Raw genomic sequence first — 24,450 nt, forward strand, 5'->3', positions numbered from 1 at the left:
TGCTTAAATATTAATCATTACTAACCGGAGGTGGACTCGTAGTGGACGAATTGAGAAAAGATTCAAGACATTCTAAACTTGGAGGTCATGATGACCATTCTGAGTACGCTGTTGAGATGATAGAGATTACAAAGAGGTTTCCTGGTGTTCTTGCAAATGATAGAGTGACGTTAAGAATCAAAAAAGGCGAAATCCATGCAATAGTTGGGGAAAACGGTGCTGGGAAGAGTACGTTGATGAACCAACTTTACGGTCTCTATCATCCAGATAGCGGGGAGATACGCATCTTCGGTCAAAAAAAGGTCTTTACAGGTCCAAGGGATGCAATAAGAGCCGGTATTGGAATGGTTCACCAGCACTTCATGCTTGTGAATACATTGACTGTAGCTGAGAACGTTGTGCTTGGTAACGAACCTGTGAAAGGTGTTAATTTTGACATAAGGAAGGCAAGGCAAGAAGTAAAGGAACTGTCCGAAAAGTATGGTTTATACGTTGATGTCGATGCAAAAATCGAGGACATACCTGTAGGAATGCAGCAACGCGTGGAGATAATAAAGACACTTTACAGGGGTGCCAATATAATTATTTTAGACGAACCAACGGCTGTTCTAACCCCTCAAGAGGTTGAAGAACTATTCGAAATTATGAGAAACCTCCAAAAGAGTGGAAAAACTATACTTTTTATTTCTCACAAACTCAACGAAGTTATGGAAATCAGTGACAGGATAACAGTTATGCGCGGTGGAAGGGTAACTGCTGAGCTTATTACGAAAGAAACGAACGAACGTGAAATAGCGCGTGCAATGGTTGGTAGGGATGTTGTATTGAAACTCGATAAAGCACCGCATACGCCAAAGGAAGTTGTATTTGAAGTCAAAGACCTTTGGGTAAAAGATAATAGGCATCTTGATGCTGTAAAAGGAGTTTCTTTCCAGGTGAGAAAGGGAGAGATAGTGGGTATTGCTGGTGTTGCAGGAAACGGGCAAACGGAATTAGTTGAGGCAATCACCGGTTTGAGAAAAGCAGAAAAAGGGCAGGTACTATTTGAAGGAATAGATGTGACAAATAAACATCCTAGGGTATTGCGAGAGATGGGGATGACGCATATAGCGGAGGACAGATTGAAGCATGCTTTAATAAAACAATTTCCTGCCTATTACAATGTAATCCTCGGTAGACATTACAAACGTCCGTTTGCGAATGGTGCATTCCTGAATCACCAAGAGATAAAGAGATACACAGCGGAATTGATGGAAGAGTTCGACGTAAGACCGAGGATAATAGAACACTTAGGCGGTAATTTCTCTGGTGGTAACCAACAGAAGCTAGTTGTTGGAAGGGAAATAAAAGCTGGTCCAAAATTTATGGTTGTCGCCCAACCAACAAGGGGTTTGGACGTTGGTGCAATTGAATTTATCCATAGGCAAATTCTGAGGATGAGAGAGCAAGACGTGGGTATACTTTTGATATCGATGGAATTAGAAGAGATATTCTCACTGAGCGATAGGATATTGGTTATGTACGAGGGTCAGATAATGGGAGAAGTGAGACCAGAAGAAACGACAGTTGAGGAAGTTGGGTTGATGATGGCAGGTAAAAGACTAGAAGAAATTCGAGGTGGTAAGAGATGAAGAAGCCGGAAATGAAGAAGTTGTTAGAAAGTATTGCGGTTCCTGTTCTTGCTGTATTGATTGCCCTGTTGATTTCTGGATTTATCATTCTTGCTATTGGAAAGAACCCGATAAAGGCTTACGGTGTTCTATTACACGGTGCTTTTGGTAGTAAGCAAGCGATAATTGATACTCTTATAAAGACAACCCCTCTGATTTTAACAGGTCTGGCTGTTGGGTTTGGATTTAGAGCAGGTGTGTTCAATATAGGTGCCGAAGGTCAAATGGCAATGGGCGCTTTGATGGCTGCCACATTTGCTAGTAATTTTGGAGGATTACCACCTGCTGTAGCAATTCCACTTACAATGTTAATTGGTATGGGTGCAGGTGCTGGATGGGCTGCTATAGCTGGATTTTTGAAAGCAAAGACCGGAGCACACGAGGTTGTTACAACAATAATGTTGAACTGGATAACAACTTACGTAGCTTCATTCATGGTAACAGGACCTCTCGCAACGGGCTCAGGAACACCGAAGAGTCCTGAAATTGCGCAGTCAGCACAACTCCCCATTTTAATGAGAGTTGGTGCAATGGAATTGAGCGCTGGAATACTTATCTCTATAGCGGCTGCCGTATTTATGTATGTTTTTCTCAATAAGACAACAACGGGATATGAAATAAAGGCGGTAGGTTTCAATCCGTATGCTGCGGAATACGGTGGAATAAGTGTGGCGAAAAACGTGGTGCTTGCAATGGCAATCAGCGGTGCACTTGCGGGGCTTGCAGGTGTTACCGAGCTTATGGGCGTTCATCATAGGTTCTTGGGAGAGCTGTCTGGCGGTAAAGGTTTCGATGGTATTAGTATTGCACTCATAGGACAAAATAATCCGATAGGTATCATCTTCGCAGCACTCTTGATAGGTGCACTGAGAACTGGCAGTAATGAGATGCAGTTCATGGGTGTTTCAAAATATATTGTCATCATCGTTCAAGGTATTGTTATCTTCTTAGTAGCAGCGGACAGAATCGTTAAGGCAATATACGCGAGAAAGAAGGTGAAAGAATGAGAGTTTTAACAGCTATACTTTCGATATTTGTGAACCCACAATTTTACAAAATAGCTCTCACGGCGGCAACACCTTTGATTTTTGCATCCCTTGGTGGGGTGTTCAGTGAAATTACAGGCGTAGTCAACATTGCACTCGAAGGCATTATACTTATGGGTGCGTTTACGTCTGTTGTATTCACTTATTTGACAGGAAACGTGTGGTTTGGAGTCTTGATGGCGATTGTCAGCGGTATATTGCTTGCATTATTGCATGCATGGGGCAGTATAAAATGGGCAGGAAACCAGGTAGTTTTGGGAACGGCTATAATATTACTTTCTCAAGGCTTAACGGGTTTTCTAATGGAACCCATCTTTGGTCAGCCAGGTCAGACAGATTTTGTTGGAAAGGTGGACGAAATTACCATTCCCGGACTTGTAGATATTCCATTTTTAGGACAAGTGATTGGTGAAATCAGCCCGTTTGTCTATATAGCATTTGGTTGTGTTGCTTTCGGTTGGTGGCTGATTTACAAAACTAAACTTGGTTTGAGGATGCGTTCGGTTGGTGAAAATCCCGAAGCTGCGGATACACTTGGAGTTAATGTTTATGCGATAAGATACTTTGGAGTTATAATGAGCGGAGTCTTTGCTTCACTTGCGGGTGCTTACCTAAGCGTTGGCGAAATTGGTCAATTCAAGGAGCTTATGTCTGGCGGAAGAGGTTTTATAGGTTTGGCTGCTATGATTATCGGAAAATGGAATCCTGTTGGAGCGATGCTTGCCAGCTTATTCTTTGGCTTGTTTGGTGCGTTCTCAAACCAGCTCCAAAGTTTGCAAGAGATAACTGTCGCAGCTAATGTTAAGTCACTTTTCGATACTATTCCGTTTGTTTTGACAATAATTGTTGTTGCTGGATTTGTTGGTAAATCAAGACCACCTGCTGCAGATGGTGTGCCATACGAAAAAAGCGAGTAAATTTTCAAACAATTTGGTGGTGAGAAAGTGCTTCGCAAGTTTTCTGTGAGAACTTCAAAAAGGGTTGAATTTGTTGATATAACTGCCAAAGTTAAAACATTAGTAATGGAAAGCGGTGTAAAGGAAGGTGTTGTAGTTGTTTATGTACCTCATACAACTTGTGGGATAACTATAAACGAGCATGCGGATCCATCTGTTGTCGAAGATATCATCAACCAGCTATCCAACTTAGTTCCCACAAACGGAGGATACCATCATTTGGAAGGAAATTCGGATGCCCATATTAAGGCTTCAATCGTGGGTAGTAGTGTGACGGTAATTGTGAACAATGGAAACCTTTTGTTAGGGACATGGCAAGGTATTTTCCTGTGTGAATTTGATGGTCCGAGAACACGTGAGGTTGTTGTCAAAGTTGTTGAAGGATGAGAAGTATGTTTGACAACTTTTTTGTGGAATGAATAAAGTGTTGACAAAACCGCAAGAAGTTGTGATAAAATAAAAGCGAGCAAAACATAGTTCTATCAGCCTCATTTTAAGTGGTCTTTAAGATTCTGATAAAAGCCGATTTTATGCAAAAGATAAAATTCAGTGTCAAAATACTTGATTTCTTCGCATATTTTGTGGTATAATCTGCATAGAATTAGTATTCATCATGGTCTTGACTTTAACTCATCGAAAGTGCTATCATATATTTGATTTTCCACACCATCATGAGAAGGAGGGGGATTTATGAACAAAAAAGAACTTGTCAACGCGGTAGCTGAAAAAACACAACTCAGGAAAAAAGACGTAAAACTCGTTATTGACACACTCTTTGAAACGATAGCAGCAGCTCTTGAAAAAGGCGAAAAAGTTCAGCTTGTCGACTTTGGTACATTTGAAGTTAAGAAGATGGAAGGCAGAACAGGCGTCAACCCAAGAACAAAAGCGAAGATTAAGATTCCTGCAAGAAAAGTTCCAAAATTCAGACCTGGAAAAGTTCTCAAGACAAGAGTCAACAAATAATTGTAAAAGTACAACCAAAAGTCGGGGCTTTGCCCCGACTTTTTTGTTTTTGACCTATCTTTTAATTCTCGCTGAGCTCTTTAACACTCTCAAGTAATTTTTCAAAAACTTCTTTTGAAAATTTTCCTTTTTCCACGTCGGCTTCAATTATTTTCAGAACTTCTCCGAAGTCCCAGGCTTCTTTATACGTTCTTTTGGATGAGAGTGCATCGAATACATCTGCGATACCAATAATCTTTCCGAATAAGGATATCTCTTCGCCTTTTTTTCCATAAGGGTATCCACTTCCGTCGAGCTTTTCATGATGTTCTAAAGCGCCTTTGAGTATGTCTTCGTCAACGTATTTGACTTGAGCTAATATTTCTGCACCGTAAACCGTGTGGTTTTTTATTATTTTGTACTCCTCATCAGTAAGTTTCCCTGGTTTCAGTAATATGCTATCAGGGATGCCTATCTTTCCAACATCGTGTAGTATAGCCGAGAATTCAAGCTTTTCTAATTCTTGTTGGCTAAGTCCCATTCTTTTACCAATTTCCACAGATATCCTCGCTACGTTTTTCGAATGTTGGTGTGTGTAATTATCACGCTTATCTATCGCAGTTGCTATTGCTAAGAGGATCTTCTTAAATGATTCAGAAAACTTTTCATATCTCCATGCGCTAAGAAGTTTTCGTCCAATCAACTTGGCGAAAAGCTCTACCGTTTCAGCGTCTTCCTCGGAAAAACCACCATCTTTGTTTAGCACCTCTATAACACCTATCTTTTCATCCTCTACCCAGATGGGTGAACCAACTATGTTTTTTGTTTTAAATTTTGCCACTTTATCGACGCCCTTAAAATGAACGGGATTTGTTTCCAAGTCGTTAAAAACAAGAGCTTTTCCTTCTAGAAAAATCTTCCCTGCGATCGATTCCATAGGAACAGGTATACTTTCAATCTTACCGCTCGCTTTCCCAACGGTCACAAGAAACCGCAGATGGTCAGCCTCGTACATAAGAATAGAAGCGGCTTCAGCGTTGATTATAGTGCATATTTCCTGCTGGATATCTTTTAAAAGCTCGTTCAACCTCAGGTTGCTGTTTAGTTTAGCTGCGATGTACACAACTTGGTCACGCAAGCTCGCAGGGTTAATCTTTACACCATGTTCAATCATCTCTGCAAGCCTTTTTAAAAAGTTTTGAGAGTAATTGCCAAGCACATAGAATTCTATATCTTCGACAACCACTTTGTTTTTAGATACCCTTCCTACTAAATGTCCGTTGTACTTATACCCACAAAGCCAAGTTGGAGCTTCTACAAGTTTTTCTTTATTAAGATTAGACAACGTTTGGCGCCTCCTTTTTGACGCTTAAAAACGATACCTTACCAGCTAATCTCACTACCGATATAGACACTCTGCACCCATTTTGTACCATCCCAATTGTACACAATACCTGCAACAAGGTTACGCTCCATAATTGGGTATGTAATTCTCAAGAACGATATAGTATCGCTATCAAAGAACTCGCCGTTTGAAAATGGTGTTTGGTCGAAATAATATCCGTAGATAAATAGACCTGCCACGGCCCCTATCTGTGGTATTGTTATTCTAAACTCACCAAGTGCGTCCATGTCTCCACTGAAGTCACCATAAATATAGAATCTACCAGTAGCGATATCGTGGTAGAAACTCAAACCTGCCAAGAAACCAAACGAGGTTTCAACATTATCCAGTGTTGGTAGTTCATTTTTGAGTTTTTGAACAGTGTAAATCCTGCCAAAGTGGAAGGGTCTAAAACCATTCCAGGTACCATAGCCGCCGATAATGATATCTGCTATTCCTATCTTTCCACTCAAACCAGCGAACGCACCAATACCGAACTTAGACATATCAGCTAACCATTGCGAACCAACTTCAAGACCAAGGTAGAAGTTGTTGAGTAATGGGTATCTCAGAAATGTTGACAATGAAAGATTTATTGGCGTATCGTCAACCGTAGGTTTCGTATTTTCGTTGGTAACTTTAGTATCATACAGTGCGGCAATTCCCAAATCCATACCAAAAACTGCTGATTTCACTTCCACTTCTCCTGCAATCACAGAGTCTGACTGAACAATTTCCGGTATCCACAATTTTGTAAGCTCGTATGGAATATGCAAAAAGAGGGCAAAACTACCAAAGGATATTTTGGTATCAAAAGACTTAGCGTATGGTTTGAAATAGTCCCTAACGGAAAAGCCCATACCTAATGAAATCGGAGGCATATTTCCGTATCTCAAATATAAATTTCCAAGATTCAAGGCAACGTGGTTGATTGTTATCATGTTTATTATATCTGTGCTTGGATTCTCAGAGGGTATACCATAGTACAAGGTTCCACCAACTTCAGTAGCGTAAGCGGTTAGTCCTATGCCCAATGTGACGGGACCTATCGTAAATTCTGGAGAAATGCTGTAGACGATATATTTTTGGTTATCTTTGATTGCTGTTTCAACGCCCAGAGGTGGTATGTATGCCTTTGGTTGCAGTTCGGGTTGTGGCTGAGGTTGCTGCCCTTCTCTAGTTGTCGAAGGTTTTTCTTCTTGCTTTTCTGGTTTTTCGGGGGTTTCTTCGAACATTTTTTCTACTTCAGGCATTAACTCTTTAAGAGGTTCTAAGGTAGTCGAATCAAAAAGCTGAGAAATATCTTGAACAAGTTCAGTTCCAAGCTGGTAGATGAGTGTTTGACCTGCCGTTACCGGAAGCACAAAGTCATTTCCAAAGAAGGCAAATACCTCTCCACTCCAAACCTTTATAACGGGTTTATCATCGATATTTTCAACGCCAAATTCTGTTCCTCTCACGCCAGCTGTGACACTACCTGCCTTAACTTCGAAAGAGGAACCAGCCATCATCTTTTGAACGATGTTGTACGTTCCACCCTTTTGGATAACTATAGATACTAGAATCTTTCCTTCTTTTGATACTCTGAGTTTTTCAAAAAGAACTTGTGTGTTCTCGGTTATCTTTGTCATGGAACCATCTGGGAATTTTATAACTACGTAAGATTTTTCAAGAGTAAGAACCTCGTCACCTTCTTGAATTACTGTGTTTTTCGTTATCGATTCCCAAGTTTTCTTGTTAAATTTCTTTATTGCGACACTCCCTCTGAACGAATCAATCTGAGCATTCAACTGTTCTGAGAATTCACTCTCATCTTTTTCCGTTACTTTTATAGAAACTTCTTGAGTAAATATGCTCTTGTCCGTTGTCTCGGCTGTAAACGTTATTTTTACTTCACCCGCTTTCTTTGGAGCCAAATAGTTTAAGACTAACTTCCCGTTTCCGGTTAGCCCTTTTGTCAATACTTCCGGTTTGTCGAATCCACCGAAGTTGAGTTTGGCTTTCAAAGTGAATTGAGCATCTTTTCCATCTTTTCCGGTTACTTCTACGGTAATCGGTAACTTTCCTCCGATAACAACAGTATCACTTTGCAAAGTGACTTTTAGTTCCGCGAAGACTGAAATAGCAAAAACTGTAAGAATTGTTAAAATTAGCAACTTGAAACTTCTCTTCATAACATCACCCCCATAAGTATTATCGTAGAAACTATTGTTGTGATGTAGTTCAATATGTTGAACTTAAAACCCCGTTTATTGAACTTGAAAACGGGAATCAAACAAAATAGTGCATAGATTATTAAAAAGAGTGGGTTCAGCAGATAAACAATTGGTGCTATCATTCGTAGTGCATATCCGATGTAGTCTCGTTGGTACTTACCACGGGATGTTATAAGGTGTACAAGTATACTTACAAAATACCCATTGAATATCATCACTGATAGGAGAACCGCTAAAGTTCTTGGAAGAAAAGGTTCCAAATAGGTTAACTGCGAGCTTATTAAAAGTAAAGATGCCACATGTAAAGATTGGTCAAAGAGATAATAATACCAAGTATTGCAAAATTTCTTTTTGCATAAAAACTTGAGTAAATCAATCAAAAAATGAATACCGGAAAGAATTCCAATCATGGTTAAACTTTGAGCATCGAAATTTTTACCCACAATGAATAGAACTTGAGAAAGAAATACTAAAATTATGTGAAGTCCAAGAACTTTTAAGTTTTTCGACTTGTTAGCTGCTATATAACTTATTTGAAGAAAGTAATCTCCAAAAAGGTGTCCTAGGAAAAGGTATGGGAAAATAAGACTCATTGTAATTCACCTCTGGAATCTATTACAGCTAAGTAAGTATCTGGATATTTGCCTTGTAGCCTTGAAACATCCCACTTTAAAATTACAACATGTTCAGCGAAACCGACTGCTAAGGCTATTTTTGGAATTTCATACCCTTTCAACCCCGTTATACCAGAACCGTCTACAAACTCGTGATGATACACACAAGCGTCCAAAATAAAGTGGGGAACATCCATTTCTTTGAGAATCTCATAGCCGAAATCAACGTGCTTCAGAAACTCTCTGTAATCCTCATTTGTAAAATCTCCGGTGAAGATTCTTTCAAATAGTTCGTCCCTTAAACCCACAAAGCCGACATTGGCTATTCTTAGAGCAAGACGTACCTCTTCTTGACTTAATTGTTCTAGTTGCGCAATTTTCGATGCTATAGCTTCCATTCTATCTAAGTCACCTTTATTTAATCGAACGCGTTTGTTCAGAGCGACGAACAACGTATCAAGTGAACTTTTTAATAGTTGTTCTAAACGGTAGTTTATTATTATGCCTTCTACAATCGAAACGAAAGAATCGTAAAATGCGAGTAAACCTAAGACCTCATCGAGCATTAGAGAACCTTGTAAAGTTATCATCCCTAAATCGCCGGAATTTTTGCTCACTATTGGTAAAGAGGCATAGTTATTTTGAATATCCATCTGCGAACCTTCTTCTGAATAGATTACCTTAACGTCTTTGTGCAATTTTGATTTGAAAAAGTTCTCAACTTTCTTTTTTACACTAGTTAAATCTTCCGCCTTTAATAATTCGTACACCATATCGAACAGTTTCTCATTTATTGGCAAACTATAGTTCATCGCTAACTCATAAATCTCGTCTTGAGTTGGTAAGCTACCTGATATTCGGAATGTACCGTCGTTTTTAAGAAAGAACTTAGTGTTACTGAGCTCAATAATCAACTCACTGGAGCTTTTCAATTTAACTCCCCCTATCTTCTTTGTTTTCTGCATGTTTTTTACCCACAAGTTTGTAAAGTTTCAGCTTCTCGCTTTTTCCCTTCACGGCAAATTCACCGAGGTATTCAAATGAAAACTTGTCAGTGCGAGTTACAACTTCTTCCGAGACTATAATTTCCGCATTAAGTTCTCGTGTGAGATGCTCAATCCTCGAAGCGGTATTTACCGTGTCTCCGATGCATGTATAATCCATTCTAAAAGGTGCGCCGATATTTCCCACAATTGCCGGTCCATAGTGTATACCAATCCCACTGTCAAGATTGAATCCGTACTCTTTGTTAAGTTCCTTCAAAGCAATTCTCATATCCAAGGCACAAGAAAGAGCACGTTCGATATCATCTTCGTAAGAAACTGGTGCCCCGAATATTGCCATTATCGCATCGCCTATGAACTTATCAATTGTTCCATCGTACTTGTAACGTATAATCTCGCTCATTCTTGTTAAGTAAACATTCAAGAATGCAACTACTTCTTCTGGTTTCATCTTTTCAGAAATACTTGTAAATCCCTTTATATCCGAAAACAAAACCACAACGTTTCTCGTTTCCCCACCGAGTTTCAGTTCACCTTTACTCACCAGTTCTTGCGCAACTCTATCTGGAACGTACCTGTAAAGAAATTCCTTCATCTTTCTTTTTTCAGCACTTTCTGAGAGAAAGTCACTTACCAGCTTAACGGAACCAACGACGATGTATCCAAATACTGGGTAGAAGGTTGATACGTAAACATGTTTTAAAAAAAGGATGTACGATATTGATGCAAACAAAACCGGTATAGTTGGAATTACTACGTTAACAAACCTGTTCTTAAAATTCGCCAAGATTCCAAGTAACGTCATTAAACAAACTAACAGTACACCATTACAGAAAGGTGACAAAAGTTTTAAAAAATCACCTCTCAGTATGTTTTGTATCGCTGTTGCATGGATGAAAACCCCTGCTTCTTCATTTGAAAAAGGGGTTATCCTTAAATCATAAAGTCCCTTTGCAGTTGCCGTGTATCCAACAAGCACAACTTTGTCTTTAAACATTCCTTTTTCAAAATTTCCTGTTATCACGTCGTAAAACGGAACTTCTTTGAATACGCTGGATGATTTACCATAATACCACAGATGCATGTATCCTGAATTATCAAAGGGGACTTTTTTACCATTCAACTCCACAAAACGTTTTGAAAAATCAAGTAACATTTCTTCAGGGTTTGCCCCAAGATAAAGAGCGCAAGCTATAACGTTCATGTGTGGTAAAATACCGGAAGAGATTCCATTTTCACTTGACCATTCCTCAACGATGAGTAGTGGTATTCTCCGCACAGTCCCATCCGAATCTAAGGCGCCTATTTCGTAGGTTGCACTGTAAGCAGCTACCGCAAAAGGTTCGTAAACAGGGCGTATTTTGTAAACCTTAAATGGTTTCATCAACGAAAATTCTCGAAAGTTTTTCATTTTGTATGCGTAGTCAAGATACGTACGATTTTGTTCTATCTTTTCCCTAAGCTTTCGATTGAATAGTTCGTATGTTTTTTTATCATTTATAAGATAAGTTCCAAGAACAACGTTTCCGTACATAAGGAGCGTGCTGGCAAAGTAAGCGTCTGTTTCTTCGTCCATTGGTTCGGTAAACGAGATATCAAAAGCTACGACTTTTGCTCCATCTTCGAAGACTTTTTGGAGTAACTTTCCGTAAACATCACGATTCCATGGCCAAGTATCACCCTCGATTTCCAGAGTACTTAGTGAATACTCGTCAATTCCAACGACAATAACTTGAGGGGAGATAACAACCTCACCACGCATTTTGTAAAATAAATCGGAGATTTTGAGGTCTAAAACTTCTGTCATTTCAAACTTAAACATGATTGCCCACAACATAAAGAGTGTCAGCAGTATGTTCAGAATGTGTAGCTTTTTCATGCGTCCCCCTGTGGTTTTGTCTCAAATTGTCAGTTGATGGTTTCAAAAAGTAAGTTTATCTAGTATAATTTTATGAGAAGTCTCTACTAATTAGACCACGGGACAGTCAAAAACGTTGAGTAATTTAAAAAAATCATGATAGTGTTAACTTGTAGTGGTGAAAGAGTGTAAGTGTGAAAGAATGAGATTGATATTACCATTGTGCGTTTTCCAAAGATTCTTCACTACACAAAATACTTGAATATATTTCGCTAAATTCTTCGTATTCTTCAGCCCTCGCTTGAGTCGGAAAAAGTCTTTCAACAATGAAAACTTAGATTCACATTGATTGTTTTTACCGAGCGGTACCACTACGTGATTGATATTTCTGAACAACAGCTTTACTGCACTTTCATATGCACCAAGTCCATCAGTAATAAGTTCAATGTTTCTAGGTTTTGAATTACCAAAGAACTTCTCGAGCAATACTTTGACTTGTCCCATATCACGATACTTTGAGACATGCCAACAAAGAATTAAGTTAGTTTCGTGATCAACTAATAGCCAAACATAGTACTTTTGTTCTTTGAACACAAGAACAGTTTCATCAGCATGAACTGAGAAAACATTTTCGATGGTAAATGTTGGAAAAAGTACAGAGAATAAAGTACACAATTTAATAACCCATTTATATATGGTGACATGAGATACTTTGATATTAAGAGAATGAGCAAGAGAGCGATAAGACATATTGTGTTTCATATACAAAACGAAAGCTTTTAAGATGAAAAATAGAGGAAAACGGAAATATTTAAATTTCTCAGGAATAAGGGTGACTGGTTCGGGGAGGTTAAAAGGTACTCTATCTTTGGTACGACAAGCTCTACAACGGAAGACAACGAAAGAGCGATGGACTTTGTAAATTTGCATAGATTTACCACAAGAAGTGCATTTGGGATAAGGGAAAGAGAAGTTTTTGCGTTTGTGAGAATGGGAGAGTTTGAAAGAATGATGGCAGAGTTTGCAAAGGAATTGTTGGTTACCGTATTTGTCATGACCGTTTTTGTATAAGCTGGTGGAACCGCATTTTGGACAAGAGAGCGTTGAGTTGTTCATATCGGGATACCTCCTTTGTCGAGAGTTGGTTGGGGGGTGTCCCCTCTTTATAAGGATAATGCGGTTTTTGGAAAGTTTCAATACTTTTAGTTAACATTATCAAAATCATAAAGGGAGGTCTTTATATGAAGAGATACACTGAATACCTTTGGTTTAACACCAGTAAGAAGAGAGCACTCGTCCACATAACTGATAAAATTCAGGAAATTGTTGAAAAAAGTGGCATCAAAGAAGGTTTCTGCTTGGTTTCTGCAATGCATATCACCGCTGGGATAATTGTGAACGACAACGAGTCAGGCTTACACCAAGACATCTGGGAATGGCTCGAAAAACTTGCACCAGCGGGCAATTACAAACATCACTGGACTGGTGAAACGAACGGAGATGCTCATCTGAAGAGAATACTAACCCACCATCAAGTCATCCTGCCTGTAACAAATGGAAAGTTAGACTTAGGTCCTTGGGAAGAGATATTCTATGCAGAATACGATGGTCAACGAAGAAAAAGGGTCGTCGTCAAGGTGATTGGTGAATAATAAATGCGATGGAGATGAGCGAATGGAAAGGATTTACAAGATAGTCCTTGATTCAATAATTGAAGGTGTAATCATCGTTGATAGAGATGCAAGAGTGCTTTACATCAACAAAAACGCGCAAAAACTTTTGAACTTACCTTCAGACATAATCGGCAAAAAAGTTGACGAGGTCGTTAAGAACACACGTCTACATATCGTTGTCCAAACTGGTATCCCTGAGATTGACCAAGTCCAACATACGGAGAACGCGGTGATTATCACTTCGAGAATACCCATCAAAGATGAAAATGGAAAAATCGTAGGCGCGGTTGCAGTCTTTAGGGATATAACAAGTATCAGGAAACTTGCTGAAGAGATAACAAATTTGAAAGAAATAGAAGCCCAGCTCAAGGCGATAATTGATTCTACCAACGATGCAATAAGTGTCGCCGACGAAAATGGAATAGTAAGGTTGGTCAACAAAGCGTACACAAAAATTACAGGATATTCACCAGAGGATGTTATCGGTAAGCCTGCCACAGTCGATATAGCGGAAGGCGAGAGCATACATATGCTCATCGCCAAACTCAGACAACCAATATACAACGCAAGGTTAAAGGTTGGTCCTGCAAAGAAAGAAGTAATCGTGAACGCTACTCCATTATTTGTAAAAGGGAAGTTCAAAGGTAGTGTTGCGGTTGTCCATGACGTTTCAGAGATATTGAAACTAACAAACGAACTTGAAGAAGTGAAAAGGTTAATCCGTCATATGCGTGCACAATATACATTTGATGATATCATAGGAGATAGTAAATTAATTCAAATCGCGAAAGAGCAAGCAAAGAAAGTTGCCCAAACACCGGCAACAGTGCTTCTAAGGGGAGAGAGTGGAACAGGTAAAGAGCTTTTTGCACATGCGATTCACAACGCAAGTCCGAGAAGAAACAAGCCATTTGTTAGTGTGAACTGTGCAGCTATACCAGAAAGCATTTTGGAATCAGAGCTCTTCGGGTACGAAGAAGGTTCGTTTACAGGGGCACTACATGGTGGTAAAAAGGGACTTGTAGAAGAAGCCGATGGTGGTACGTTGTTCCTCGATGAAGTTGGAAAATTGCCTTTGTCTTTGCAACCCAAATTGCTGAGATTTATCGAAACGAAAGAATATGTCCCTGTTGGTGGAAGAAACGTGAAAAAGGTTGATGTGAGAATCATTGCTGCAACGAATATGGAACTCGAGAAAATGGTAAGAAACGGGGACTTCTTACCCGATTTGTATTTCAGACTCAATGTGTTCCCAATATATCTACCTTCCCTAAAAGATAGAAAAGAAGATATTCCCAAGCTTGCTGTCCATATTGTGAAAAAGCTCAATCAACAATACGGAAGAATGGTAGAAGGCATAAGCCCAGCGGTGATAAAGTACATCGTTTCAAAAGATTGGCCCGGGAATGTGAGAGAACTTGAAAACTTCCTTGGCAGGGTTATGATAAACATGGGACCTGAGGAAAGATATATCGAACTCAAACATCTTCCAGAAGATAGCGGCTTAAAGGTTGAAAAGAAAGAGGAAGAGTTTTCGGACATAGGTGAAAAGTCTCTCAAAGACTTAGTTGAGGAATACGAAAAAAAGATTATCCTTTCGGCATTAAAACAAACAGGTGGAGATAAAGTAAAAGCCGCAAAGATGCTTGATATAAGTATTAGGACGTTGTATTACAAAATGGAGCGGTATGGAATAGATGGTTAGAAAGGAGTGAGGAATTTGGAGAATCTTTATCCCATGCTCGTCATATTCTCTTATTCACTTGTCTTAAACTCAATGCCGCCGTTGTTAAGTTCGTTTAGGGAACTGTTTAACATTTCGATAGCGTTATCTTCTTTCTTGCCATTCTTTTCTTTGGCAGGTACTGTAATTTCCAACATCTTCACAGGTATTTTTCTCAACAAACTGGGCATCAAACGAGCGTTGCTTACAGGTTACTTTTTAACAATTGTAGGAGCTCTTATAGTTGCTTTCTCCGGTAACTATTTACTTTCAATCCTTGGACTCTTTATATTCGGACTTTCAACTGGATTTGGATTCACAGGTTCGACAACACTTCTTTCGCAAGCTAAAAATCCTAATTTTGGATTTTACCATGGAGCTTATGGAATTGGAGGTATACTTGCGCCGTTTTGTATATCCTGGGCGACGAAAAATTTTGGTGATTTCAGAAACGTTTATCTAATGTATGCGATAATGTTTCTGCTGTTGACTTTATACACAGTTATAAAAACTTTCCCTATACTTCAAAATTCGCTAGGTGGGTTCTCGTTAAAAGGCATATCAAATGCGTTCAGGGATACACATTTTTCAACATTCTTGTTACTTCTCATACTGTACTCCTCTGTTGAAATAGGTGTGATAACGTGGGCTGGGATAGTTATGAAAAATGTCATCATTTCTTCTTATGTTGCTTACGCGCTCTTTTGGCTCGCATTTACACTCAGTAGGTTCTTTACAGATTTCTTAGAAAAGGTTATGTCATCACTTTTAAGAACCAATGCGATAATTTTGGGGTTTACCGTGTTTCTCTTCTTTTGGTTAAGAAATCCTCTCTTCTTTGCTCTTTCTGGTTTTTTCTTCGGTCCACTTTTTCCTTACATGCAAAAGAACGCACTTGGCAAGATAAAGAAAGAACATCTCACATTATTCAATGGTGCAACGTATGCCTTCACCTCGCTTGGAGGTAGTGTTGTTAGCATGCTCATGGGAATGGTAATAGAACGAAACATCTTTTTGGCTTTGATTGTGCCGTTAGTCATCCTTACTTCGATGGAATTGATAAGTTTAAAAACAGGAAAAATAAAGTGAAAAGTAAAAAACCCCCAGGCAAGAACCTGGGGGCTTTTGTTAACTTAACGATTTCCTCGCACGTTTATGTGAACTTATTTCACATCAATTTTTTCAAATCTTTCAATCCTTGGTGCGGAAGTTGCAGCGATAGGTAGCTTAACATAGATTTCATCTGGTGACCTGTTCAGCCCTTTTTCACCTACGCCTTTTCCAATACCAATGAGCCAGCCACCTGCCAGAAGCGTTTGATTTTCGTTGAGATAAACGTACGTATAACTCGAGAGCCTATCTTTGAGCCAAATTTGAAAGTAAGGTGTATCTGCATAGCCGTATGCGTAGAACATGAGTTCACCATCCGCTGTTCTGAAGATTCCATAACCTTTTGAAGCCTTCTTTTCGAGAACGATGTTAACTTCTTTACCGTCGAACTCCACTGATTTCACAACGAACAATTGGTCAATTGGCTCTTTGAACGAATACTTTTCCACAGCGCTTATCTTTGCTTCGATGTAAACGCCATCTTTATCGGCTTTCAACGGGAAATTATTAATTGTTCCGTCAACAAATAGCTTATTTCCGTAAGGGTCAAATATATTAACAGGAGTTTTTACCTTTGGCGATGAAGAGTTTGACCCTGGATTGAATATATTACAACTTGAAATTACAACCAACAAGGAAAGCACACCTATCAAAATTATGGTTTTCTTCATACTTATCACCTCTCTTTACTGATGTGTGGTTACCGTACCCGTTCAGAATCAGGAACAGCAAAGCCGAACATACTTGCGAATATGTAGAGATCTTCTACATTTACAGCGTTTGTATTATCTGTTAGATAACCTGCTCTATAACTGTTGTAATTTGGATATGGTTGGCGAAAATCTTCACGAGGACCTATATTATAAATGATATCTGTTCCACTTACAGTAGTTCCAAGCTTGAGAACAAACTTATTCCAGTCGTTTATATCTACATCAAAATCTTCGTCGAAGTCACCAACAACATACAAGAATTTGTTTGTTCTAAAGACTTTTTTAGCTCCCAATTGGTCAGGATCAACTTCTTGACCAAGCATTTGCGCGTAACCATACAGGTCAAAGAAATTCATGTAATAACTATTATCTACACCTGTAAACCGGACCCTTTCTGGGAACATTAAGTTAAGGGCTATTGTTGCAACCCTTGTAGTACTTGTTAACGGTCTTTCGAAACTTCTTAACACTATTTGTAAAAGGTTTGACGTCACAGAACTCAAATTTCCCAATTTAGAAACGTCTGGTGCGTATTCTTCCGAAACGATACCATCTATAGTTATACCTTGCAACGTTTTCAGTTTTATCGTTTCCGCTACAGAATTCGTTGCTGCATCGAGGAACAAGTAAGCGCGAGTTTTTCCATAGGCGAATTCTGGCAGCAATAGTGTTACAGTTGCGTTAAGCTCGGCATAGAAGATTTCAAGATATGCAGGACCAGAAAGAGGTAGTGTTACACTGTCTTGATCATAATACACTTTTTTCGTGTATCCGGTTGATTCACTCGGATTCCAGGTGTAGACGTTCCACTTATATGCGAAGAAAGTCTTACCAGCGTGTGTAGGACTTGCGTTTATTGTTTTAATAGCTGTATTAGGATTATTTCTAAAAGAGTTGTAATCGAAGAAACCATAATCGATTTGCGTTGCTTCGGCGTTAGATTGTAGGGGGTATTTGTGATACAAATAGAACGTATAAGTAGCGTCGGTAAAAATTTCCAGTCTTCTGTCGTTGTAGCGGAACGTTATTGTAGCTGGATTATCGCCCTCACTTCCTTCGTAATCATTTGGACCTGTTTTCCAGAATCTGAATCTAAATCTTGAATCTGTTGAAGGCGGAGTACCACCGCTAGGAGTGATATATCTTCCTATCAGAAGTTTTGCATCAGTTGGTGTTGCGAAGTTGACTATAAGTTTGTATGAACCAGGTATTCCCTCTATTACCTTAGCAAGGTTTCTTTCGTTTGTTCTGTAATTTCTGTAAGTACTTACAAGATTATTATTGGCATCAACGACTGTTGCATCGTAAAGCAAACCATAATCAGTTGTAGAACCAAACAACGCATCAGAAAGTTCTCTTCCGTAGTAACCTTCTTTTGCTATCAAGTAAATCCTGGTTCTGAACGCGTTTGCAGTCGAATCGATAAAACCTGTGTTATTTATGTTCTGACCATACTTTGCCCAAATTCCGTATGGACCTCTTGCATTGAACTGCCATGCGTAAACGGTGCCGTTATTTGTAGCTGTCACGAAATAGTAGTTATCACCGTATAGTGCACCAAGTGGTGCAACGTTTACTGCAGCACTTAGCGGGAAGGTGCTTGGAACAGTGTATTCCCATACCTTTGTAAACACACCAGTAAGGGCATCAAACGACAGAATCGTTATCTTTCCAGCCGCAGTTGTAGATGATGTAACAATAAGGTAAGTAACACCATCAACACCTTTAACAATAGCAGGTGTTGTTGTTATCTGCTGACCTATTGTGTATTCTCCAAGTTTTACTAAATTGCTGTTCAAAGCAACAACCTTGCCGTTATCTCCGAATATGTATATAATCCCGTCGCCATCAATGAGTGGTCCGGATGAGTTTGCAGAAGACAAAAATCTTGCGTGGTTTTCACTACCAGATGGGTCGATTTTGTATATAATTCCTTCCATGTTGAGAGCATACAAGAACCCTGATTCATCCATTGCCATAGGCGTTGTGAAATCGCCTCCGAGTTCTATCTTCAAGGAAGCAAACATCGAGGTCGTATCTACCGTGTAAAACTTACCATTTTGTGTAAGAACGTACAATTCGGTTTTTGATGGGCTCAGAACAGGAGGAACTTTGATAGGTCCAGCAAGGTTTGCAGTGTCTGTAGTAGTAAAATCATTACTCGAAGTACTATACGTTGTTTTGTACAATTTCCCGCTCATTGTTCCGAAGAAAATAATTATGTTACTACCATCTAAATACGCATTCACACCGTAAGCTGCGTTATCAATACCTGTTGATTTTACTACTACTCCGCCTGAACCAGAATTAAATTTATGTACAACTAGTTTATTTTGTACTGTTCCTTGCGCTGTGGTATATATAATGTAATAGTTATTACTACCGGCACTGATATATGCCGGTGGTGCGACGATGTTTACGACTCCGCTTGGCTGACCTTTTGTGATAACTGCTCCTGCCATCGTAATTTCATAGAGTGCACCGTCTTTTGCAAGGAAAAGTAAGTTACCGCCGTTTTTCGCTATGATTGCTGGACCAGATTTGTCGGGGATATTTTTGGTGAATATAGTGTCTGCCCATAGTCCAGAAATGTTAAGCGCCGAAAAACCAACTTCAACTATTGCGGAAACTAAAAACAACAAAGTTAACCAAAATATTATTCGAGTTTTCATAACAACACCTCCTTGTGTACTTTAGATAATGTTAACTAAAAGTATTGAAACTTTCCAAAAACCGCATTATCCTTTAAATAGGGACCACCCCCCAACCAACTCTTAACAAAAGCAGGTTTCCCAAAATGCATAACCCAATGCTTTCTTGCCTAAGAAGAATACGAAGAATTTAGTGATATATATTCAAAGGTTTTTGTGTAGTGAAGAATCCTTGGAAAATGCATAATGGCAATATCAATCGCATTCTTTTACGATTATACTCTTTCATCACTACAAGTTAACAGTATCAACGCAAAAACTTCCCTTTCCCTTATCCCAAATGCACTTCTTGTGGTAAGTCTAAGGGCTTTGTGTAGTGAAGAATCTTTGGAAAACGCACAATGGTAATATCAATCTCATTCTTTCACACTTACACTCTTTCATCACTACAATTTAACACTATCGTACTTTAAAGAAGCGTTCAAACTTTTCGGTCGTAATAGAGTACCTACAAAAAATCCGACAACAATACCACGGACACACCTAGTTCCCCGGTTCTCCCATAGCAAGTAAAGCACTTTCTTACTGCTAACCACCTCCTTGTGTCTTTTTTCCTCATGTTGAGTAGACACAGCAACAATCATTGCACATACAACAGGAAAGTACCAATGTCACGCATCACGTTTCCGGATAGATCTTGGACATTCAAAACGGTTATGTAATAATACCCAAGTCCCATTGTTGTTGTTACCGAAAAGACCACTGTTTTCCCGTCTGAAGAAATCTCTTCTGCCTCCATTAGCAGGTCTTTGTAGTAGTAATCAAAATTATTTTCCCTTATCAATAACCTCGGTTTCACACCCGTGTTAACCCCACCTGGGTCGTATACCTTTATCTTAAAAGTAACAAGCCCTGGGAAGACATATCCGGGCTTATCCTTTTTTAGTTCAACATCGTTTGCTGTTAAAGATATGAACTTCGGACCGTTGTAATCAGGTACGCTTGCGATTGTTTCTGCTATCCCACCTCTATTATCGTCCGATTCCGCGTAAATTGTAATGATATGTGACCCTTCTTCTACATCCCAAAGTGTAAATCGCTTTGCTTCTTTCCCTTCAGACGCAATGCTTGTATCAATTGCTTTACCGTCCACAAAAAAGACAATCTTTGTATACTTCACGTTTGTTTCTTGAGACACAAGTGCTATAACAGCCGTTCCACCTGCGGTAAGGTTTGCCGGACTAACCTCAACATCAAAGCTAAGTGCAGCAGAACCGACGTAGATTCTTTTTGAATAGTAAGCTGGATTACCTTCTTTGTCTCTCACATTAATATTTAAAGTGTGAGTTCCAAGCTCCCTTTTTCCTATCCGCACAGCTTTTTCGAAAGTCTTACCTCTTATAGACCCTTCTTCAATTACTTCGCCGTCAAATTCGATTTGGTAACTGCTTAACTCTTGGTCATCGAAGAATTTAACTTCGAAACTGATGTCAGAGTTTTCTGGATAGAAGGTCTTTGTAAAGACATTGATAACAGGTTTCACTCTATCAACTTGGTTAACTTCGAAAGTTACTTTGGTGGCATCTTCCATGTTGTATGCAGCGGTCTTTAAGAAAAGCTCCACTTTTCCAGCGGAATTGATAGGAGAGAGTTTTTTGTACACATATCCTGCTTTTTCAACAAGTGTTTGATTTATCCAGAGACTGTCACTGGTTTTGCCATCTATGTAATAATTCACAATCGGATTTTGACTCTTGACTTTCATTTGTAACATTACTTCATCACCAACATAAGGACGTTCTGGCAAAATCCGCACTTCCTCGATTATAGGTGGAATCACATCGTAGACAGTTATCGTTCCGTTTGCTGTATACCATCTATTCTCACTAATTGAATATCCTTCGACAACCAACGAATAAATGCCAGGTTTTTTGAAAACCCAAGGAATTTCATAAGGGTATTTGTAAACACGAATCTCTTCTTCATAGACTTGGCTATCGGCATTTTTTAATTTGATACGGATATTTGTCAGCCCAGGTTCAAGTGGTTGGACCGAGATCGTAACGTTCGTATTTGCGAAGGTTTTTTCAGGGTATACAATACTGAACTTTGGAACATTTGATGTTGATTGGTTTGAGGTGCAGGAAGATAGGAGTATAATAATAAACACAACAAGTAGAAACAATAAATAAAAGCTATGAGTTGCTAATTGCTGAAAATGATTGGACGTCTTTTTCACAAACAACCCAAACCATCTCTTAAAATCAAGAACTTTCATATGCACACCTCCACTCTATGTTTTTTTATTTTTCTTCTGGAAAGTAGATTTCTCCATCTTTTTATTCTGTCTGAGGCGTGCTTCTTCCTAAATCACGTTTGCAGTTTTGCTCGCACTGTTATATATATTCAGACCTCCGATTACAGAATTTCGTTTAACATTTTATGAAGAAATCCTTTGGAAAAAACCTTCTTGATTTTTTGCCACTTGAATGGTATAATTCTGATGCGTAATGCAGTTGTGAAGGCAAATGTACGCGTGGGGCCGTAGCTCAGCTTGGGAGAGCGCTACCATGGCACGGTAGAGGTCGTGGGTTCAAGTCCCATCGGCTCCACCAAAACTAATCCTCTTGAGCCCTGGAAATAAACCAGGGCTTTTCTTTTTTCTGGAATGACTTTTTTCGCTCTCCAACTCTAGGTAATGTTTTATTTAATGCAAGTTTGGTAAAATGATGAGAAAGAATAAGAAAACTACATTTTTTCGCCATTAAATCCGGTTAAAAGCTACTAAATGCCAATTATGGCTATTCACATATTCCATTTTTCTGTTATACTAAAATTAGCACACAGGATATAAGAGTGATAATCAAACACAAAAACGCGACAGGAGGGGGTTAGATTATGAAGGTAAAACCACTCGGTGAAAGGCTTTTGATAAAGCCCATCATTGAAGAAAAGAAAACAGCAGGTGGAATTGTTCTTCCAGATGCTGCTAAGGAAAAACCTATGAAGGCAGAGATAGTTGAAGTTGGCAAACTTCCAGAAGATTGCACACTTAAAGTTGGTGACAAGGTAATTTACAACAAATACTCAGGAACAGAGATAAAAATTGACGATGAGGATTACATCATCATCGATTTGAACGATATTCTAGCAAAAATAGAAGAGTAAAATAAAAAAATTAGAGGAGGTGTGAGATATGGCAAAGTTGTTGAAATACAGTGAGGAAGCAAGAAGAGCACTCGAAGCTGGTGTTGATGCGGTTGCAAATGCGGTGAAAATTACACTTGGTCCAAAAGGTAGAAACGTTGTTATTGAAAAATCTTGGGGAAGCCCAACAATTACGAATGACGGAGTTTCTATTGCAAAAGAAATAGAACTTGAAGACAAATTCGCAAATCTGGGAGCTCAACTTGTTAAAGAAGTTGCAAGTAAGACAAACGATGTTGCTGGTGACGGTACAACCACAGCTACAGTCCTTGCTCAAGCAATGATTAAAGAAGGTCTCAAAATGGTTGCAGCGGGTGCAAACCCGATCCTTGTAAAGCGCGGAATCGATAAGGCTGTAGCAAAGGTCGTTGAGGAAATAAAAAAGATATCTAAGAAACTCTCTAGTACAGAGGACATTGCACATGTTGCTGCTATCAGTGCAAATAGTGAAGAAATAGGTAAGCTCATCGCAGAAGCGATGGAAAAAGTCGGAGAAGATGGTGTCATCACAGTTGAAGACAGCAAGACAATAGATACATACGTTGAATTCACAGAAGGTATGCAATTTGATAGGGGTTACATCTCACCATACTTTGTAACAGACCCAGAAAAGATGGAAGTTGTATACAATGAACCATTCATACTCATCACAGACAGAAAACTTTCAAACGTAAAACCACTTATCCCAATCCTTGAAAAGGTTGCTCAAACAGGTAGGCCACTCGTAATCATCGCTGAAGATGTAGAAGGAGAAGTTCTTACAACACTTGTTCTCAACAAACTTAAGGGAACGCTCAATACGGTTGCAGTTAAAGCTCCTGGTTTTGGTGATAGAAGAAAAGCAATGCTCCAAGATATTGCTATCTTGACAGGTGGTATCGTTGCAAGCGAAGAAGTAGGAATTAATCTCGAAGACCTCACACTCCAGGATCTTGGAAGAGCAGACGTTGTCAGAGTGAAGAAAGATGAAACGATAATTGTTGGTGGTAAAGGTAAACCTGAAGAAATCAAAAAGAGAATCGCTCAGATTAAAGCCCAAATCGAGCAGACAACTAGTGAATACGAAAAAGAAACACTCCAAGAAAGAATGGCAAAACTTGCTGGTGGCGTAGCAGTTATCAAAGTTGGTGCTGCAACAGAAACAGAACTCAAAGAAAAGAAACACAGAATTGAGGACGCACTTAGCGCAACAAGGGCAGCTGTTGAAGAAGGTATCGTCCCTGGTGGTGGAATTACACTCTTGAGAGCAAGAAAAGCAATAGAACCACTCCTCAACGAACTAACTGGCGATGAAAAACTTGGTGCACAAATTGTCTACAATGCACTCGAGGCACCAATTAAGCAGATAGCTCTCAACGCTGGTTACGATGGTGCAATCATTATCCACAACGTCCTTAGCAAAGATGATGTAGCATACGGTTTCGATGCTCTCAAAGGTGAATACTGCAACATGTATGAACGCGGTATAATTGACCCAGCAAAGGTTACAAGAAGCGCACTCCAAAACGCAGCTTCAATTGCTGGAATGCTCTTGACAACGGAAGTGCTCGTAGTTGAAAAACCGGAAGAAAAGAAATCTTCAGTCCCAGAAATGCCAGAATATTAATCTGTTCGCTAAATAAAGCAAATAAGAGCGGTACCCGAAAAGGGTACCGCTTTTTTTGTTCGCATTCCTGTGTT

General features: G+C 39.3%; 19 protein-coding genes and 1 tRNA gene. 11 read left to right on the forward strand and 9 right to left on the reverse strand.

Annotated elements, in window-relative coordinates; all coding sequences use genetic code 11:
* Positions 1 to 116: 116 nt before the first annotated feature.
* The 5 genes from JM64_RS07625 to JM64_RS07645 all read left to right on the forward strand — a co-directional run bounded on the left by JM64_RS07625 (position 117) and on the right by JM64_RS07645 (position 4,638).
* On the forward strand, positions 117 to 1,631 hold the full coding sequence (locus JM64_RS07625) for an ABC transporter ATP-binding protein (RefSeq protein WP_064012589.1): 1,515 nt from the start codon (positions 117 to 119) through the stop codon (positions 1,629 to 1,631).
* 11 nt (positions 1,632 to 1,642) lie between these two features.
* Entirely contained in the window at positions 1,643 to 2,677 is a 1,035-nt protein-coding gene (locus tag JM64_RS07630) for an ABC transporter permease (protein ID WP_064012588.1), read from the forward strand.
* Positions 2,674 to 3,633, forward strand: a complete 960-nt coding sequence (locus tag JM64_RS07635) for an ABC transporter permease (protein ID WP_014450642.1) — start codon at positions 2,674 to 2,676, stop codon at positions 3,631 to 3,633. The genes JM64_RS07630 and JM64_RS07635 overlap by 4 nt, the downstream gene beginning before the upstream one ends.
* Before the next feature lie 27 nt (positions 3,634 to 3,660).
* A complete protein-coding gene (locus tag JM64_RS07640; RefSeq protein WP_014450643.1) occupies positions 3,661 to 4,059 on the forward strand; it encodes a secondary thiamine-phosphate synthase enzyme YjbQ in 399 nt (132 codons plus the stop codon).
* Between the two features lie 303 nt (positions 4,060 to 4,362).
* Positions 4,363 to 4,638, forward strand: a complete 276-nt coding sequence (locus JM64_RS07645; protein WP_064012129.1) for an HU family DNA-binding protein — start codon at positions 4,363 to 4,365, stop codon at positions 4,636 to 4,638.
* A gap of 61 nt (positions 4,639 to 4,699) precedes the next feature.
* On the opposite strand, the gene JM64_RS07650 is transcribed toward JM64_RS07645, so the two are convergent.
* The 6 genes from JM64_RS07650 to JM64_RS10075 all read right to left on the reverse strand — a co-directional run bounded on the left by JM64_RS07650 (position 4,700) and on the right by JM64_RS10075 (position 12,809).
* Positions 4,700 to 5,962: an HD domain-containing phosphohydrolase gene (locus tag JM64_RS07650; RefSeq protein WP_064012130.1), complete on the reverse strand. Its 1,263-nt coding sequence runs from the start codon at positions 5,960 to 5,962 to the stop codon at positions 4,700 to 4,702.
* 38 nt (positions 5,963 to 6,000) lie between these two features.
* Positions 6,001 to 8,175, reverse strand: coding sequence for a FecR family protein (locus JM64_RS07655; protein WP_064012131.1), 2,175 nt, complete (start codon positions 8,173 to 8,175; stop codon positions 6,001 to 6,003).
* Entirely contained in the window at positions 8,172 to 8,810 is a 639-nt protein-coding gene (locus JM64_RS07660) for a DUF3307 domain-containing protein (RefSeq protein ID WP_064012132.1), read from the reverse strand. The genes JM64_RS07655 and JM64_RS07660 overlap by 4 nt, the downstream gene beginning before the upstream one ends.
* Positions 8,807 to 9,763, reverse strand: a complete 957-nt coding sequence (locus tag JM64_RS07665; protein WP_064012590.1) for an HD-GYP domain-containing protein — start codon at positions 9,761 to 9,763, stop codon at positions 8,807 to 8,809. The genes JM64_RS07660 and JM64_RS07665 overlap by 4 nt, the downstream gene beginning before the upstream one ends.
* A gap of 1 nt (position 9,764) precedes the next feature.
* Positions 9,765 to 11,714, reverse strand: coding sequence for a CHASE2 domain-containing protein (locus tag JM64_RS07670; RefSeq protein WP_064012133.1), 1,950 nt, complete (start codon positions 11,712 to 11,714; stop codon positions 9,765 to 9,767).
* A gap of 144 nt (positions 11,715 to 11,858) precedes the next feature.
* Positions 11,859 to 12,809, reverse strand: coding sequence for a DDE-type integrase/transposase/recombinase (locus tag JM64_RS10075; protein ID WP_064012134.1), 951 nt, complete (start codon positions 12,807 to 12,809; stop codon positions 11,859 to 11,861).
* Positions 12,810 to 12,934: 125 nt separating this feature from the next.
* On the opposite strand from JM64_RS10075, the gene JM64_RS07680 reads away from it, so the two are divergent.
* Genes JM64_RS07680 through JM64_RS07690 form a run of 3 tightly spaced genes read left to right on the forward strand, consistent with a single transcriptional unit; the run spans position 12,935 to position 16,178 of the window.
* Positions 12,935 to 13,345, forward strand: a complete 411-nt coding sequence (locus tag JM64_RS07680; protein WP_064012135.1) for a secondary thiamine-phosphate synthase enzyme YjbQ — start codon at positions 12,935 to 12,937, stop codon at positions 13,343 to 13,345.
* 22 nt (positions 13,346 to 13,367) lie between these two features.
* Entirely contained in the window at positions 13,368 to 15,071 is a 1,704-nt protein-coding gene (locus tag JM64_RS07685) for a sigma-54 interaction domain-containing protein (protein ID WP_064012136.1), read from the forward strand.
* Positions 15,072 to 15,077: 6 nt separating this feature from the next.
* Positions 15,078 to 16,178 (forward strand): MFS transporter, encoded by a 1,101-nt coding sequence (locus JM64_RS07690; protein WP_231882328.1) that lies wholly within the window; start codon positions 15,078 to 15,080, stop codon positions 16,176 to 16,178.
* A gap of 74 nt (positions 16,179 to 16,252) precedes the next feature.
* Here the strand turns inward: JM64_RS07690 and JM64_RS07695 are convergent, their stop codons facing one another.
* The 3 genes from JM64_RS07695 to JM64_RS07705 form a co-directional block, all read right to left on the reverse strand.
* Entirely contained in the window at positions 16,253 to 16,870 is a 618-nt protein-coding gene (locus tag JM64_RS07695) for a hypothetical protein (RefSeq protein ID WP_064012138.1), read from the reverse strand.
* A 29-nt stretch (positions 16,871 to 16,899) separates the two neighbouring features.
* On the reverse strand, positions 16,900 to 19,584 hold the full coding sequence (locus tag JM64_RS07700; protein ID WP_064012139.1) for a PQQ-binding-like beta-propeller repeat protein: 2,685 nt from the start codon (positions 19,582 to 19,584) through the stop codon (positions 16,900 to 16,902).
* A 619-nt stretch (positions 19,585 to 20,203) separates the two neighbouring features.
* The gene (locus JM64_RS07705; RefSeq protein WP_064012140.1) at positions 20,204 to 21,841 is read right to left on the reverse strand and encodes a hypothetical protein; all 1,638 of its coding nucleotides are present in this window, start codon (positions 21,839 to 21,841) and stop codon (positions 20,204 to 20,206) included.
* 260 nt (positions 21,842 to 22,101) lie between these two features.
* Here JM64_RS07705 and JM64_RS07710 point away from each other — a divergent pair.
* The 3 genes from JM64_RS07710 to groL all read left to right on the forward strand — a co-directional run bounded on the left by JM64_RS07710 (position 22,102) and on the right by groL (position 24,376).
* Positions 22,102 to 22,178, forward strand: a tRNA-Ala gene (locus JM64_RS07710).
* Positions 22,179 to 22,461: 283 nt separating this feature from the next.
* Positions 22,462 to 22,731, forward strand: coding sequence for a co-chaperone GroES (groES, locus tag JM64_RS07715; RefSeq protein WP_064012141.1), 270 nt, complete (start codon positions 22,462 to 22,464; stop codon positions 22,729 to 22,731).
* Between the two features lie 28 nt (positions 22,732 to 22,759).
* A complete protein-coding gene (gene groL / locus JM64_RS07720) occupies positions 22,760 to 24,376 on the forward strand; it encodes a chaperonin GroEL (protein WP_064012142.1) in 1,617 nt (538 codons plus the stop codon).
* Positions 24,377 to 24,450 lie beyond the last annotated feature (74 nt).

The sequence above is a fragment of the Fervidobacterium pennivorans genome (genome assembly GCF_001644665.1).
Taxonomy (GTDB): domain Bacteria; phylum Thermotogota; class Thermotogae; order Thermotogales; family Fervidobacteriaceae; genus Fervidobacterium; species Fervidobacterium ngatamarikiense.

What these genes read in the sequence shown, in the direction of transcription:
- JM64_RS07625 (WP_064012589.1), top strand. Translation starts at nt 117, where the DNA reads ATGATAGAGATTACAAAGAGGTTTCCTGGTGTTCTTGCAAATGATAGA.
- JM64_RS07630 (WP_064012588.1), top strand. Translation starts at nt 1,643, where the DNA reads ATGAAGAAGTTGTTAGAAAGTATTGCGGTTCCTGTTCTTGCTGTATTG.
- JM64_RS07635 (WP_014450642.1), top strand. Translation starts at nt 2,674, where the DNA reads ATGAGAGTTTTAACAGCTATACTTTCGATATTTGTGAACCCACAATTT.
- JM64_RS07645 (WP_064012129.1), top strand. Translation starts at nt 4,363, where the DNA reads ATGAACAAAAAAGAACTTGTCAACGCGGTAGCTGAAAAAACACAACTC.
- JM64_RS07655 (WP_064012131.1), bottom strand. Translation starts at nt 8,175, where the DNA reads ATGAAGAGAAGTTTCAAGTTGCTAATTTTAACAATTCTTACAGTTTTT.
- JM64_RS07660 (WP_064012132.1), bottom strand. Translation starts at nt 8,810, where the DNA reads ATGAGTCTTATTTTCCCATACCTTTTCCTAGGACACCTTTTTGGAGAT.
- JM64_RS07670 (WP_064012133.1), bottom strand. Translation starts at nt 11,714, where the DNA reads ATGAAAAAGCTACACATTCTGAACATACTGCTGACACTCTTTATGTTG.
- JM64_RS10075 (WP_064012134.1), bottom strand. Translation starts at nt 12,809, where the DNA reads ATGAACAACTCAACGCTCTCTTGTCCAAAATGCGGTTCCACCAGCTTA.
- JM64_RS07680 (WP_064012135.1), top strand. Translation starts at nt 12,935, where the DNA reads ATGAAGAGATACACTGAATACCTTTGGTTTAACACCAGTAAGAAGAGA.
- JM64_RS07685 (WP_064012136.1), top strand. Translation starts at nt 13,368, where the DNA reads ATGGAAAGGATTTACAAGATAGTCCTTGATTCAATAATTGAAGGTGTA.
- JM64_RS07695 (WP_064012138.1), bottom strand. Translation starts at nt 16,870, where the DNA reads ATGAAGAAAACCATAATTTTGATAGGTGTGCTTTCCTTGTTGGTTGTA.
- JM64_RS07700 (WP_064012139.1), bottom strand. Translation starts at nt 19,584, where the DNA reads ATGAAAACTCGAATAATATTTTGGTTAACTTTGTTGTTTTTAGTTTCC.
- JM64_RS07705 (WP_064012140.1), bottom strand. Translation starts at nt 21,841, where the DNA reads ATGAAAGTTCTTGATTTTAAGAGATGGTTTGGGTTGTTTGTGAAAAAG.
- groES (WP_064012141.1), top strand. Translation starts at nt 22,462, where the DNA reads ATGAAGGTAAAACCACTCGGTGAAAGGCTTTTGATAAAGCCCATCATT.
- groL (WP_064012142.1), top strand. Translation starts at nt 22,760, where the DNA reads ATGGCAAAGTTGTTGAAATACAGTGAGGAAGCAAGAAGAGCACTCGAA.